Below are 13,179 nucleotides of genomic sequence, written 5' to 3'. Positions count from 1 at the left end.
ATAGCCCGGTGAAGAAGTTCTCAGTGATCGGCATAGGCGCGGGCGACCCGGACCATCTGACCCTCCAGGCGGTCAGGGCGATCGGCGCGGCGGACGCATTCCTCATCCTGGAGAAGGGCGAGGAGAAGGCGGATCTGACCGGGCTGCGGCGCGCGATGCTCGACGCGCACGCCCGCCCCGGCCACCGGCTGGTGGAGGGCCGCGATCCGGACCGGGACCGGACGCCCGCCGACTACACCCCGACGGTGGACGGCTGGCGCAGCGCGCGGGCCGAGCTCTTCGAGCGCTTCATCGCGGAGGACCTGGCGGACGGCGAGACCGGGGCGTTCCTGGTCTGGGGCGATCCCTCCCTCTACGACTCCACGCTCGCGATCCTCGACGAGGTGCTGGAGCGCGGCCGGGTGGCCTTCGAGCACGAGGTCGTGCCCGGTATCAGCAGCATCTCGGCGCTGCTGGCACGCCACCGGACCAACCTGAACCGGGTCGGGCGCCCGGTCCAGATCACCACCGGCCGCCGGCTGGCCGCGGGCTGGCCGGACGACGTCGACGACGTGGTGGTGATGCTGGACGCGCGGCACGCCTTCACCGCCCACCTGGACCAGGACCTCTTCATCTACTGGGGGGCCTACGTGGGCACCCCGGACGAGATCCTGGTCTCGGGCAGGCTCGCGGAGGTCGCCGGGCGGATCGAGGAGCTGCGTACCGAGGCCCGCGCCCGCAAGGGCTGGATCATGGACACGTACCTGCTCAGGCGCGGCTGAGGCAGGACGGGAGGACGGCGGCGAGGCGTTCGTACTCCTCGGGCCGGTTGTAGATCTGGCCGCAGACGCGGATGCCGCCGCCGCCCGGCCAGGGCCAGATCAGCACCCGGATGCCCTGTTCGGCCGCGATCCGCTCGCGCAGCTCACGGGCCCGCTCCGGGGTGTCGGCGACCCCGGGCGGCAGGCGCAGGGTGCGCATGGCGAGGGCCTCGCCGTGCGGGAGCGGGGTGAGGCCGGGGAGCTCGGCGAGCAGGGCCGCTCCGTGGGCGGCGAGCGCGCTGTTGTGGGCCCGGACCTTGGCCGCGTCGAGCCGTTCGAGGAGGTCCAGCCCCTCGGGGGCGGCGAGCCAGCCGGTGTAGTCGGCGGTGGCCCGGTTCTCCACGGAACGCGGGAATCCGTGCTGGTCCTCCCAGGACGGTACGAGGGCCCTGATCCGGTGGCGGTGCTGCCGGGCGACGGCCAGGACCGCGCTGCCGGAGGGTGCGTAGCCCCATTTGTGGAGGTTGCCGAACCAGAAGTCGGCGCCGCCCGCGAGGGGGTCGGCGAGCATGCCCGGGGCGTGGGCGCCGTCGACGACGGAGGTGACCCCGCGTTCGCGCAGGTCCGCGAGGAGCCGGGGGGAGGCGATGATCCGGGCGGTGGGCGAGCTGACGTGGTCGAGTACGGCGACCCGGGTACGGGGGGTCAGCGCGGCCAGCACGGTCTCGCGTACGGCGTCCTCGTCGGGCAGGTGGGGGTCCAGGGCCACGGTGGTGACCGGGGCGCGGCGGGCGGCGGCCGCGACGACGGTGCCGTAGCCGTGGTCGGTGACCAGGATCTCGTCGCCGTCGGCGAGCGGGACGGCGTCCAGGGCGAGGTTGGCGCCCTCGGTGGCGTTGGCGATGAAGGCGATGCCGTCGGGGTCGGCGCCGAGGTGTGCGGCGATCCGGGTACGGGCCTCGGCGAGCCGGTCCGGGACGGCGATGAAGAAGGCGTCCGGGTCGGCGTGGACCTCGGCGCGGAGCGCGGCCTGGGCCTCCTGGACGGGGACGGGCACCGCGCCGAATGAGCCGTGGTTCAGGTGGGCGACGCGGGGGTCGAGACGGAACAGGGCGGGCCCGCCGGGGAACTCCTGGGCGGACCCGGCGGGACGTTTCGGCTCGGTCACTGCTCCTCCGAGGGGTGGGCGCGGCTGTCCTCCGGATCATCCCCCGCCACCGCCGGCTCCGGTAGACCGGGGCCGGTCACACGACTAGGCCGGCTCTTCCGGATCTTGTCGGCCGAGCCCGCGGCGTCCGGTGCCATGGGGCCTCCCCGGGCCCGCCAGGGCCGAGGGGAAGCAGGGCAAGGCGGAGGGGCGCCCGTGTACCGGACGTACTCGGGTGCCCCGACAACGCGGCCAGGTGCGGTGCCGGGCGTCGCGGGCCCGGCAAGATCCGAAAGAGACGGCCTAGGATTCCCGGCCGCTGGTCGCCGCGTAGTACTGGAGGTCCTGCACCTCCACCTTGTGGTCCACCCGGTACGGCAGGTCGACCTTCACCCCGGCCTTCCCGTCCCGGACGACCTGCGCCGAGCTGGTGCCCGCCTTCAGCGGCAGCAGCTGCGAGTGGATCCCGGAGGGGGCCTCGTGGCTGCCGTCCGCGGCGCCCACGGCCGTCCGGACGGCTGCGGGCCCGGTGAGGAAGCTGAGCACCTCCACCTTGTCCCGGGGCGGGGCGCTCCCCTTGCGGAGCGACATCACCAGCGACTGGTCGCCCGTCGGGTCGGCGTCCGCGAACTGCGTGCGCGCGGAGAGGTAGAGGGTGTCCCGGACGATCTCCGGCCAGCCGCCCGTCTTGAACCTGGTCAGGTAGTACGAGGTCAGGTCCAGGTAGGCGTAGCCGTTGTGCAGGGAGGGGGCGAACTGGCTGCCCTCCGAGTAGTCGTTCCAGGTGGTGAGCTGCACCCAGTCGGCGCCGTCGTCGATGGCGTGCGTCCAGGTCGAGCGCAGGGTCGCGGTGTTGCCCGCCTCGTCGTAGATGCCCTGGTTGGGGCGCGCGTCCTGGACCGACACCGGCTGCATCCAGATCTTGCCCATGTCGTGGGCCCGCCGGACGTCGCGCGTGGAGCTCTCCTGGCCGACGTAGCTGCGGCTGCCCCACTCGGAGAAGCCGTGGCTGATCGGGGCGAACTCGCCGCTGTGGGCGCCGAAGTCGAGGAAGAGCGGGACGAAGGCGGTGCGGATGCCGTGCTCGGACTTCAGGCGGGCGATGACCTCGGTCCACCAGGCGACGCTCTTCTCCTCCGCCTTGAAGGGGGAGACCACCAGGCGGCCGTCGGGGAGCCGGTGCGCGGCGGAGGCGTCGGCGAGCGTGGCGATCGCCTCGGCGAGCACCGCGGGGTCGTCGGTCTTCAGCGAGGTCATGTCCGGCATCAGCATGATCTTGAAGGCCGGGTCCACCGAACGGGCGGCCGCCATCAGCAGGTTGCAGCGGTCCCAGTTCTTGCCGGAGAGGGAGAGCAGGTCGAGGGTGAAGCCGTCGATGCCCGCCGCACGGGCCGTGCGCACCTCCTGCTGGAGGTTGGCGTACTCCCAGTCGCCGCTCTTCGGGGTCACGGGCAGCGGCCGGTCGCGCAGCAGGCCGCCGTACCGGCCGTGCTTCCCGCTCTCGCCGTCGGGGTCCAGGTAGTTGCGGGTGTAGTAGTCCCGGTCCGCGGCCGCGTTGTCGAGGGAGAGCGGGTAGGGGGTGAAGTAGTGGGCGAACACCAGCTTCTTGCCCGCCGTGCCGGAGCGCAGGGCGGCCGGCGAGGGCATGTCGAAGGGCAGCGCTCCGGTGGGGCGTTCGGCCCCGGAGTCCACCGCGTCCTTGGGGTTGCCCTTGGCTGCCGCGCCCTTGGTGGGCGCCGGGGGCCCGGCGGGCGAGGGGGCGGCCTCGCCGGGTGCGGCGGGAGCGCCGGAGGTCGCGGTGGCCGCCGGGAGGCCGCCGGCGGGGGCCGAGGCCTCCTGCACGGAACCCGCGTCGCGGGGGTCCCAGGCGATTCCGGTGGCGGCACAGACACCGACCAGGAAGAAGGCGGAGAGCAGCGTGGCGAGCAGCGGCCTGCGGCCCCGGAAGGCCGGCCGGCGCCGGTGCGACACGGGTCCGGCCGCCCGGCCCGCGCGCCGTGCCCGCCGGCCGGCACGATGCTGCCGTGCTCGCCGGTCCGTCCGCCGGTCCGCTGTCATTCTGGTCCCTCCCGCGAATATGCCCCTCCCAGGGGGCTGCACAGCAGTAGAGCCCAATCCCGGCTTCCGGACAACCGTTCCCAGGAGCCGGAGTTCGGGTGCGTACGTCACACGGACCACGGGAACTACGCCGCCCGTCCGGCGGGCCGGACGAAGTCCCCACCTGGGGCGCAGCGAACGCATTCTTCGGAATACGACATTCCCCTAGCCTTACGGCGCAAGTGGCGCATAATCGTCGTCACGCGGCTCGAAAAAACCCTCTTGCCGCACTTGGTCACGCATGCAGTGGGGGCATCGTGCCGATGAGGGAATCCGGGGCCATGGGGGAAGCCGGGTCGATGAGGGAAACACGGTTAACCGGAACGCTGCCGGCAACGTCCGCCGAAATGTCCCGGCTGCTCACCGCCGTCCGGCGGGGGCGCGTCCTGACCGTGGCGGGAGCCTTCCGCGAGCCGCGGAGCCTGCTGGTACGGGAGATCGCGCGGCGGATCGCGTCCAACTTCTACGACGGGGTGGCCGTCGTCGCGATGAACCCGCAGCACGGCGGCTACGGAGTCCGCGAGCTGACGGCCGAACTGGGCTCCGTACCCGGGATGCCCGCACCGGCCTGCGGGACCGCGAACACCGCCTCGTGGCTGGCCGAACGGGACATGCTGCTCGTCCTGGACGGCGCGGAGCAGCTCGGCCCGGACGCCCTGGCCTGGCTGCGGAACCTGCTGGCCGTGGCGCCGGGGCTGCGGATCCTGGCCGCCGGGCGGTCCCCGCTGGCCTTCGAGCAGGAGCGGATCCACCGGCTCTAAGCGTCGGCTCCGGACACCCCGGACGGCTCCGCCGGGCACGTCGGCCTCCGGGTGGCCGCGGACGTACCCGTGGGCAGGGCCGCCGGGATCAGCCGAGCTGCCGGCTGAGCCGGCGCCACACCGGTGCCGGGCAGCGCCCCTGCGGCCGGGACTTGAGGAACATCCCGTACTCGACCCGGCGCGGCGGACGGCCGAACTCCACCCAGTGCGCGCGGCCGGAGGCCTTGTCCCAGCCGTCGTTGGGCATCCGGATGTGGTCGTCGCGCCCGTCCTTGTCCTTGGTGGTGATCTGGGCGACCTCCGCGTGGCCGGGGTGGACGGCCAGCACCACGCAGTAGTGCCGCAGCTGCCGCGCCGGGTCCTCCCGCAGCGGGACCATGGCCAGCCAGATCTCCCCCGGCGCCGGCCGGTGGGTGCCGGGGGCGACGCGCGGGCCGCCGCGGGAGGCGTCCCAGCGGCGGACCGCCACGACGAAGGCGAGCGCCACCAGACCGACGGCCATGCTCTCGGCCGTGGCCCGGACGTTCCACACCGGGTACTCCCCGACCTTGCTCTCCGTCCACCACAGCGCAGCGGCGACGAGGGCGAGCAGGGCCGCCGCCCGGGCCGGGACCAGCCACCAGGCGCCGGTCCGGCGGCGCGACGCGAACAGGGCCAGCAGCAGGGCGACGACGGCCGGGACGGCGTAGACGATCAGGTACTGGCCGAAGCCGTGCAGCTGCTGCGGCGGTGCCTGCTCGGCCAGCAGGTCGGGCAGTGCCAGCGGTACCGCCAGCAGATAGCCGACGGTGGGCAGGACGAACAGCACGAGCAGGAGTCCCAGGCAGCCGGTGCCGCCGCAGGACGTGTCGGAACGACGGGCCACAGAACCCCCAGAGCCTCTTCGGTGAAGCCCCCCGGCGCACCGACCCCGAACGCTAGCGCAGGGCCCGGCCCTCGGCCAGGAGTCCCATGACGGCCCGCTCCCCGAAGGCCCCGGACACGGCTCCGGACACGACTCCGGACACGGCTCCGGACACGGCTCCGCCCCGGCCGGGCACGGGGCCGGCCGGGGCGGGGCGGATCACGTCGTCAGGGACGCGTGGGTACGGCTGTCGGCATCAGCCCAGGAGGGCGAGCGCCTGGTTGAGGGTCGCGGACGGGCGCATGATCGCCGCGGCCTTCGTGGCGTCGGGCTGGTAGTAGCCGCCGATGTCGGCCGGGGATCCCTGCACCGCGACGAGCTCGCCGACGATGGTCTCCTCCTGCTCCGACAGCGCCTTGGCGACCGGCTCGAAGGCCTTGGCCAGCTCGGCGTCGTCGGTCTGCTTGGCCAGCTCCTGCGCCCAGTAGGTGGCGAGGTAGAAGTGGCTGCCGCGGTTGTCGATGCCGCCCAGCTTGCGGCTCGGCGACTTGTCCTCGTTGAGGAAGGTGCCGGTCGCGCGGTCCAGGGTGTCGGCCAGCACCTGGGCGCGGGCGTTGCCGGTGGTGGTCGCGAGGTGCTCGAAGCTGGCGGCCAGCGCGAAGAACTCGCCCAGGCTGTCCCAGCGCAGGTAGTTCTCCTTGACCAGCTGCTGGACGTGCTTCGGGGCGGAGCCGCCGGCGCCCGTCTCGAAGAGGCCGCCGCCGTTCATCAGCGGGACGACCGACAGCATCTTGGCGCTGGTGCCCAGCTCCAGGATGGGGAAGAGGTCGGTCAGGTAGTCACGCAGCACGTTGCCGGTCACCGAGATGGTGTCCTCGCCGCGGCGGATGCGCTCCAGGGAGAAGGCGGTGGCCTCGACCGGGGACAGGATCTTGATGGTCAGGCCCTCGGTGTCGTGCTCGGCGAGGTACGTCTTGACCTTGGCGATCAGCTGCGCGTCGTGGGCGCGGTTCTCGTCCAGCCAGAAGACGGCCGGGACGCCGGTGGCGCGGGCGCGGGTGACGGCGAGCTTGACCCAGTCCTGGATCGGCAGGTCCTTGGTCTGGCAGGCGCGGAAGATGTCACCGGCGGCGACCTCCTGCTCCAGGACCGTGTTGCCCGCGGCGTCGACCAGGCGGACGGTGCCCGCGGTGGCGATCTCGAAGGTCTTGTCGTGGCTGCCGTACTCCTCGGCCTTCTGCGCCATGAGACCGACGTTCGGGACCGAGCCCATGGTGGACGGGTCGAAGGCGCCGTGGGCGCGGCAGTCGTCGACGACGACCTGGTAGACGCCGGCGTAGCTGCTGTCCGGGAGGACGGCGAGGGTGTCGGCCTCGGCGCCGTCCGGGCCCCACATGTGGCCGGAGGTGCGGATCATGGCCGGCATCGAGGCGTCGACGATGACGTCGGACGGCACGTGCAGGTTGGTGATGCCCTTGTCGGAGTCGACCATCGCGAGGGCGGGGCCCTCGGCGATCTCGGCGTCGATCGAGGCCTTGATCGCGTCGCCGTCGGGCAGCGCGCCCAGGCCGTTCAGGATGGCACCCAGGCCGTCGTTGGGCGACAGGCCGGCGGCAGCCAGGGTCTCGCCGTAGCGGGCGAAGGTCTTCGGGAGGAAGGCGCGGACCACGTGGCCGAAGACGATCGGGTCGGAGACCTTCATCATCGTGGCCTTGAGGTGCACGGAGAACAGGACGCCCTCGGCCTTGGCACGCTCGATCTGGTCGTTCAGGAAGGTGCGCAGCGCGTCGACGTGCAGGACGGACGCGTCCACGACCTCACCGGCGAGGACCGGTACGGACTCGCGCAGCACGGTGGTGGCGCCGTCGGCGGCGACGTGCTCGATGCGCAGGGTGCCGGCCTCGGCGATGACGGTGGACTTCTCGGTGGAGCGGAAGTCGTTCTCGCCCATGGTGGCGACGTTCGTCTTCGACTCGGCGGTCCAGGCGCCCATGCGGTGCGGGTGCGTCTTGGCGTAGTTCTTGACCGAGGCGGGGGCGCGGCGGTCGGAGTTGCCCTCGCGCAGGACCGGGTTGACGGCGCTGCCCTTGACCTTGTCGTAGCGGGCGCGGATGTCGCGCTCCTCGTCGGTCTTCGGGTCGTCCGGGTAGTCCGGGAGGGCGTAGCCCTGGCCCTGGAGCTCGGCGACCGCGGCCTTGAGCTGCGGGATCGAGGCCGAGATGTTCGGAAGCTTGATGATGTTGGCTTCCGGGGTCTTCGCCAGCTCGCCGAGCTCGGCGAGGGCGTCGGCGATCCGCTGGCTCTCCTGGAGGTACTCCGGGAAGACGGCGATGATCCGACCGGCCAGGGAGATGTCACGGGTCTCGACATTCACACCGGCCGTCGACGCGTACGCCTGGATCACAGGCAGGAAGGAATACGTCGCGAGGGCCGGGGCCTCGTCAGTGTGCGTGTAGATGATGGTCGAGTCAGTCACCGGATGCTCCGCTCCACAGTCTGCGTCTCTCGTCTGCAACATTGCTCGACATCAAGATATCTCGTGATCGGGCCGCTCTGGACAGCCCCCTGCCGCCAGTCCGCGAGACGCGTGTCACGCGGGCTCCGGCGGGCCCCGGAAAAGGCGAAAGCGCCGCCCCGGCTGTTCCCGGCCAGGGGCGGCGCTCAGGCGTTCAGGCCTTGATCAGGCCCGTACGGCAGATCAGGCGGCGTAGGCCTTCGGGTCCGGGCCGTACTCGTTCGGCTGCGTCTGACCGGCGGTGGCGGTCAGGACGAGCAGCCAGATGCCACCGATGAACGGCACGAAGGCGATGAAGTACCAGGCGCCGGACTTGCCGAGGTCGTGCAGACGACGGACGGTGACCGCCAGGGACGGCACGAAGGTGCCGAGGAAGTACAGGCCGACGAGCAGCGGGTAGGTGCCCAGCACGCCGTCGAGGATCATCAGGACGATCGCGATGGCCACCTGGAAGAGGGTGAACATCCAGTACTCCTGGCGGCGCGCACGGCCGGAGAAGACGGCGTACTTCTTCAGGACATCGGTGTAGTGGTTCATGAGGGTCCCCCCAGAGGACGGTTGGTTCGGCCCGTCCTGCTGGAGCAAGCCGGGGCAGAACTTATGCCCCCCTTACGTCGTGGTCAAGCCACTTACGCGGAGGCCAAATCGGCTGGACCGCCCGATTTCCGGCACCGGAGTTACGACTTCGGGACACAGTCGCAGCGCCATGTCCCTGAACGTCCGAATCGTCCGCACAAGAGGCCCACTTGACGCCCCCGCAGCTGATCCGATCGTTACCCACATCGTTATCGCCCCGCGACACCGCGGGCGGGGACGGGGAGGAAGACCCGCGCCCCGGCCCGCAGCCCGCCGTCAGCCGATGTGGAAGGAGTCCCCGTAGACCTTCCAGTCGAGCGGCGTATTGAGGTTCAGATTGCCCTTCTTCAGGAAGACCCGCTGCGCGGTGTCGACCCGACTGGTGTCGCTGTGCGCCTCCTCCTGCTTCATCGCCCAGACCCGGGCGTCGAGGAAGGCGTTGAGGTACGTGGTCTCGTTGCCGCCCTGGGACGGGGGCTTGGCCTTGGACAGGGCGCGCTTGCGGATGTTGCGGAAGCTGGTGGAGTCACCGCCGTCGCCGTGCATGACGATGGCGTCGTAGTACATGAACTGGCCCAGTACGCCGACCCCGTCGGCCTTGCCCTGGTTCACGGCCGGGTTGAAGTAGACCCGGTCGCGCTCGTGGTCCTGGGCCTTCCTGAAGTCGGCGTCCTGGGCCGCCTTCGCCCAGTCCTTGGTGAAGTTCGGATCGAGGCCGGCGTGCGAGTCGCTGCCGTCGACCCTGCGCAGGGCGGGAAGGTACTTGGCGAGGACGTTGCCCGGCTTGATCTGCGTGTAGTGCTCGACGAGGTCGAGCATGTCGCCGGTGCCGGAACAGAATCCGATGATGCCGGCCGTGTAACCGCGGCCGTCGTCTATGTCCTCGATGTACTTGTACTGCGCCTTCCAGTCCAGCGAGGAGTTCTCCGCACTGGAGACGATCTTCATGGCGATCTCCTTCTTCGCCGGATCGTCGAGTCCTGCGGCCGCGGCCGCCACGGTCTGCGCCGTGGAGGCGGGGGTCGTGGTGGCGTGGGCGGCGACGGGGACGGCGATCAGCGCGCTGCCGAGCAGTGCGCCGATCGCCAGCATCTTGCGGCGGGGGGTGAACACAAGGCCTCCATCTGGTAGTTGAGGCGTCCCAGCTTCGTTAGGAAACTTTACTACCAGAGCTGACGGCAGCTCAATACCCGGGCGCACCCCAGGGAATGGGCCCGTCCGGTCAGAGCCAGCCGTTGCGCCTGAAGCCCCGGTGGATGACCAAGCAGGCGAGCGCCATGACACCGAGGACCAGCGGATAGCCGTAGGTCCAGTGCAGTTCGGGCATGTGGTCGAAGTTCATGCCGTACACCCCGCAGACCATGGTCGGGACGGCGACGATCGCCGCCCACGCCGTGATCTTGCGCATGTCCTCGTTCTGAGCGACGGTCACCTGCGCCAAGTGGGCCTGCAGGATGGAGTCGAGGAGGTTGTCGTAGGCGCCGATCTGCTCCGTGGCCCGGGTCAGATGGTCCGCCACGTTCCGGAAGTACGCGCGGGTCTCCGGCGGGATGACCGGTATCGGCTGCGTGGCCAGCTGCTGGAGCGGGCGGCTCAGCGGTGCCACCGCCCGCCGGAGCTCGAGGAGTTCGCGCTTGAGCTGGTAGATGCGCCCCGCGTCGCCGCGGCCGCCGTCCTCGCTGAACACCGCGGTCTCGACGGCGTCGATGTCGTTCTGCACCGCGTCCGTCACGGCCACGTAGTCGTCGACCACGTGGTCGGCCATGGCGTGCAGAACCGCCGCGGGCCCGTTGGCCAGCTGGTCCGGGGCGCGCTCCAGCTCCTCGCGGACCGGGCCCAGCGTGCCGCGGCCGCCGTGCCGGATGGTGATGATGAAGTCCTGGCCGGTGAAGGCCATCAGCTCGCCGGTCTCCACCACCTCGCTGGTCGCCGTCAGCTCCTCGTGCTCCACGTAGCGCACGGTCTTGAAGACGGAGAACAGCGTGTCGTCGTAGCGCTCCACCTTGGGGCGCTGGTGCGCGTTGACGGCGTCCTCGACGGCGAGGGGGTGCAGGCCGAACAGCTCGGCCAGCCCGGTCAGCTCCGACCTCGCCGGCTCGTGCAGGCCGATCCAGACGAAGCCGTCGCCCGTCTTGCGGACCCGGCGCAGCGCCTCCTCGACCTCGGCGCAGTCCTCCTGCCGTACGCCGTCCCGGTAGACCACGCAGTTGACCACCGCACTGCCGAGCGGGGAGCGGGCCGGGTGGCTGAGGTCGACGGCCCGCCGGTAGCTGCGCCGCACGACCCGGCGCAGGTTGCTGAACATGGACAACGGCGTACTCCCCTTCGGCGGATCAGCGGCCAGTCTGCCATCGCCGCCGGAACGCCTGCGTCCGGGCTCACCGCCCCGGAGGAACCACGCCGGGGAACCGCCCTGGGGAACCGCCCCGGGGAAACCGCCCCGCCCGCGTCAGACCCGGTCGATGAACACGCTCGTCGACTTCACCCGTGCCGTGGCCCGCGCGCCCACCTCCAGCCCGAGCTCCTCCACCGCCTCCCGCGTCAGCAGCGACACGATCCGGTGCGGCCCGGCCTGGATCTCCACCTGCGCGTCGACCGTGCCGAGCTTCACCCCGGTGACGATGCCGGGGAAGGCGTTGCGGGCCGAGGTGTACGGGGCCTCCTCGCCCTCGGCGCCCTCCTGCGCGGCCTCGACGCAGAAGGCGGCCAGGTCCGGCCCGTCCACCATGCGCCGCGTGCCCTCGCGGTGGGTGGGGAACCGGTCGGCATCCGCCCAGCGCCGGGCCGTGTCGACGCTGACGCCGAGCAGCCGGGCCGCCTGGCCGATCGTGTAGGACTCCATGGGTCGCAGCTTAGGGGGTGTCCTGCCGGTCAGGCCGCAGGTGCCGGAGCGACTCCCGGGCCGCCGCCGCGATCACTTCGGCGACCGACGACAGCGCGGGCGAGTCGAGCCTCCACTGCTGCCAGTACAGGGGTACGTCCATCGGCCGCAGCGGCTCCAGCAGCACCAACTGCCCCGTCCGTACCAGCGGTCTCGACTGCTGCTCCGGCACCAGCCCCCACCCCAGCCCCGCGACCACCGCGTCACGGAACCCCTCCGACGTCGGGATGTAGTGCCGTACCGGCCCCGCCCCGGCCGCCGGGTCCCCCGTCAGCGCGCGGACGAAGGCGTCCTGGAGGTCGTCCTTCCGGTCGAACACGATCGTCGGCGCCTCGCGCAGATCCCGTTCCGGTGCCCCGGTCAGGTACCGGGCCGCGAACTCGGGACTCGCCGTCGGCAGGTACCGGACCAGTCCCAGCAGCCGTACGCTGCACCCGGCCACCGGGTCGGGCGAGGAGGTCACCGCCGCCATCACCTGCCCCTCCCGCAGCAGCGCCGTCGTGTGGGACTCGTCCTCGCGGTGGAGCTCGATGCAGACCGGCGGATCCTGCGGCACCCGCGCGAGCGCCGGCAGGAACCAGGTGGCGAGGGAGTCCGCGTTCACCGCGATCGGCAGCCGCACCGGGCCCATCCCGTCGGCCATCCCCAGCTCGGCCCGAGCGTCGCGCTCCAGGCGCGCCAGCTGCCGGGCGAAGCGGACCACCACCTCCCCGGATTCGGTCGCCCGCACCGGCTTCGTACGCATCAGCAGCACCCGCCCGGTCCGCTGCTCCAGCGCCTTGACCCGCTGGCTGACCGCGGAGGGGGTCACGTGCAGGGCGGCCGCCGCCGCGTCGAAGGTGCCCTCGTCCACCACGGCGAGCAGCGTGCGTACCTGGTCCAGCGGAAGCTCATCCATCACAAGCGCTAATGGTACGTAAAAATCTTTAGCTGTACTGAACCGATCTCGCTGCCTACCGTCGACGTCATGAACTACGGCATCGTCACCGCGGCCCTGGCCGGCTTCGGCAGCGGACTCTCCCTCATCGTCGCCATCGGCGCGCAGAACGCCTTCGTCCTCCGCCAGGGCGCGCGCCGCCACGCGGTCCTCGCCGTGGTCGCCATCTGCGCCGTCTCCGACGCGGTCCTCATCACCCTCGGCGTCGCCGGCGTCGGCGCCTTCGTCACCGCCTGGCCGGCCGCCCTGACGGCGGTCGGGCTGGCCGGCGGCGGGTTCCTGATCTGCTACGGGGTCCTGGCCGCCCGCCGGGTGCTGCGGCCCGCCCCCGGCGCCGCCCTCACCACGGAGGGGGCGACGAGCGGGTCCGCCCGCCGGGCCGTGCTGACCGCTCTGGCCATGACCTGGCTCAACCCGCACGTCTACCTGGACACCGTGCTGCTCCTCGGCTCCCTCGCCGCCGACCGCGGCGACCTGCGCTGGGCCTTCGCCATCGGGGCCGTGCTGGCCAGCCTGACCTGGTTCGCCGGTCTGGGCTACGGAGCCCGGCTGCTGAGCGGTCTGCTCGCCCGCCCGGCTGCCTGGCGGGTCCTGGACGGGCTCGTCGCTGCGACCATGGTCACCATGGGCGGCCTGCTGCTGGCCCGCGCCTAGGTCCTGTCGTCAAAGTGGCGTCGGTAA

At 71.8% G+C, this 13,179-nt stretch carries 13 protein-coding genes; 3 read left to right on the top strand and 10 right to left on the bottom strand.

Annotation, left to right across the window (positions count from 1 at the left end; genetic code table 11):
- Nucleotides 1–8 precede the first annotated feature (8 nt).
- Nucleotides 9–761 carry a precorrin-6A synthase (deacetylating) gene (cobF, locus tag JYK04_RS34475; RefSeq protein WP_189741319.1) on the top strand — a complete coding sequence of 251 codons (753 nt, stop codon included), beginning with the start codon at nucleotides 9–11 and terminating at the stop codon, nucleotides 759–761.
- On the opposite strand, the gene JYK04_RS34470 is transcribed toward cobF, so the two are convergent.
- Together JYK04_RS34470 and JYK04_RS34465 are read right to left on the bottom strand one after the other, a co-directional pair.
- Entirely contained in the window at nucleotides 748–1,908 is a 1,161-nt protein-coding gene (locus JYK04_RS34470) for an aminotransferase class V-fold PLP-dependent enzyme (RefSeq protein ID WP_189741314.1), read from the bottom strand. The two genes, cobF and JYK04_RS34470, sit on opposite strands and share 14 nt — an antisense overlap.
- Nucleotides 1,909–2,190: 282 nt before the next feature.
- Nucleotides 2,191–3,858 (bottom strand): glycoside hydrolase family 71 protein, encoded by a 1,668-nt coding sequence (locus JYK04_RS34465; RefSeq protein WP_229875904.1) that lies wholly within the window; start codon nucleotides 3,856–3,858, stop codon nucleotides 2,191–2,193.
- A gap of 473 nt (nucleotides 3,859–4,331) precedes the next feature.
- On the opposite strand from JYK04_RS34465, the gene JYK04_RS34460 reads away from it, so the two are divergent.
- On the top strand, nucleotides 4,332–4,745 hold the full coding sequence (locus tag JYK04_RS34460) for a hypothetical protein (protein WP_189741309.1): 414 nt from the start codon (nucleotides 4,332–4,334) through the stop codon (nucleotides 4,743–4,745).
- Between the two features lie 88 nt (nucleotides 4,746–4,833).
- On the opposite strand, the gene JYK04_RS34455 is transcribed toward JYK04_RS34460, so the two are convergent.
- The 8 genes from JYK04_RS34455 to JYK04_RS34420 all read right to left on the bottom strand — a co-directional run bounded on the left by JYK04_RS34455 (nucleotide 4,834) and on the right by JYK04_RS34420 (nucleotide 12,459).
- Nucleotides 4,834–5,610, bottom strand: a complete 777-nt coding sequence (locus JYK04_RS34455; protein ID WP_189741306.1) for a hypothetical protein — start codon at nucleotides 5,608–5,610, stop codon at nucleotides 4,834–4,836.
- 52 nt (nucleotides 5,611–5,662) lie between these two features.
- Nucleotides 5,663–5,812: a hypothetical protein gene (locus JYK04_RS34450; RefSeq protein ID WP_189741303.1), complete on the bottom strand. Its 150-nt coding sequence runs from the start codon at nucleotides 5,810–5,812 to the stop codon at nucleotides 5,663–5,665.
- 33 nt (nucleotides 5,813–5,845) lie between these two features.
- Nucleotides 5,846–8,065 carry an NADP-dependent isocitrate dehydrogenase gene (locus tag JYK04_RS34445; RefSeq protein WP_189741300.1) on the bottom strand — a complete coding sequence of 740 codons (2,220 nt, stop codon included), beginning with the start codon at nucleotides 8,063–8,065 and terminating at the stop codon, nucleotides 5,846–5,848.
- Nucleotides 8,066–8,287: 222 nt separating this feature from the next.
- The gene (locus JYK04_RS34440) at nucleotides 8,288–8,641 is read right to left on the bottom strand and encodes a DUF805 domain-containing protein (RefSeq protein ID WP_189741297.1); all 354 of its coding nucleotides are present in this window, start codon (nucleotides 8,639–8,641) and stop codon (nucleotides 8,288–8,290) included.
- Between the two features lie 315 nt (nucleotides 8,642–8,956).
- Nucleotides 8,957–9,772 carry a chitosanase gene (locus JYK04_RS34435; RefSeq protein ID WP_189741444.1) on the bottom strand — a complete coding sequence of 272 codons (816 nt, stop codon included), beginning with the start codon at nucleotides 9,770–9,772 and terminating at the stop codon, nucleotides 8,957–8,959.
- Nucleotides 9,773–9,902: 130 nt separating this feature from the next.
- Nucleotides 9,903–10,985, bottom strand: coding sequence for a magnesium/cobalt transporter CorA (gene corA / locus JYK04_RS34430; protein ID WP_189741294.1), 1,083 nt, complete (start codon nucleotides 10,983–10,985; stop codon nucleotides 9,903–9,905).
- A gap of 144 nt (nucleotides 10,986–11,129) precedes the next feature.
- Nucleotides 11,130–11,522 carry a TOBE domain-containing protein gene (locus JYK04_RS34425; protein ID WP_189741291.1) on the bottom strand — a complete coding sequence of 131 codons (393 nt, stop codon included), beginning with the start codon at nucleotides 11,520–11,522 and terminating at the stop codon, nucleotides 11,130–11,132.
- A gap of 10 nt (nucleotides 11,523–11,532) precedes the next feature.
- The gene (locus JYK04_RS34420) at nucleotides 11,533–12,459 is read right to left on the bottom strand and encodes a LysR family transcriptional regulator ArgP (protein ID WP_189741288.1); all 927 of its coding nucleotides are present in this window, start codon (nucleotides 12,457–12,459) and stop codon (nucleotides 11,533–11,535) included.
- A 69-nt stretch (nucleotides 12,460–12,528) separates the two neighbouring features.
- Here JYK04_RS34420 and JYK04_RS34415 point away from each other — a divergent pair, with 69 nt between their 5' ends.
- A complete protein-coding gene (locus tag JYK04_RS34415; RefSeq protein ID WP_189741286.1) occupies nucleotides 12,529–13,152 on the top strand; it encodes a LysE/ArgO family amino acid transporter in 624 nt (207 codons plus the stop codon).
- Nucleotides 13,153–13,179: the final 27 nt, after the last annotated feature.

This window comes from Streptomyces nojiriensis (genome assembly GCF_017639205.1).
Taxonomy (GTDB): Bacteria; Actinomycetota; Actinomycetes; order Streptomycetales; family Streptomycetaceae; genus Streptomyces; species Streptomyces nojiriensis.
Note: the sequence above shows the minus strand (reverse complement) of the source record. Positions and strands in the feature narration are given on the sequence as shown.

What these genes read in the sequence shown, in the direction of transcription:
- JYK04_RS34415 (WP_189741286.1), top strand. Translation starts at nt 12,529, where the DNA reads ATGAACTACGGCATCGTCACCGCGGCCCTGGCCGGCTTCGGCAGCGGA.
- JYK04_RS34440 (WP_189741297.1), bottom strand. Translation starts at nt 8,641, where the DNA reads ATGAACCACTACACCGATGTCCTGAAGAAGTACGCCGTCTTCTCCGGC.
- JYK04_RS34420 (WP_189741288.1), bottom strand. Translation starts at nt 12,459, where the DNA reads ATGGATGAGCTTCCGCTGGACCAGGTACGCACGCTGCTCGCCGTGGTG.
- JYK04_RS34425 (WP_189741291.1), bottom strand. Translation starts at nt 11,522, where the DNA reads ATGGAGTCCTACACGATCGGCCAGGCGGCCCGGCTGCTCGGCGTCAGC.
- JYK04_RS34435 (WP_189741444.1), bottom strand. Translation starts at nt 9,772, where the DNA reads ATGCTGGCGATCGGCGCACTGCTCGGCAGCGCGCTGATCGCCGTCCCC.
- JYK04_RS34460 (WP_189741309.1), top strand. Translation starts at nt 4,332, where the DNA reads ATGTCCCGGCTGCTCACCGCCGTCCGGCGGGGGCGCGTCCTGACCGTG.
- corA (WP_189741294.1), bottom strand. Translation starts at nt 10,985, where the DNA reads ATGTTCAGCAACCTGCGCCGGGTCGTGCGGCGCAGCTACCGGCGGGCC.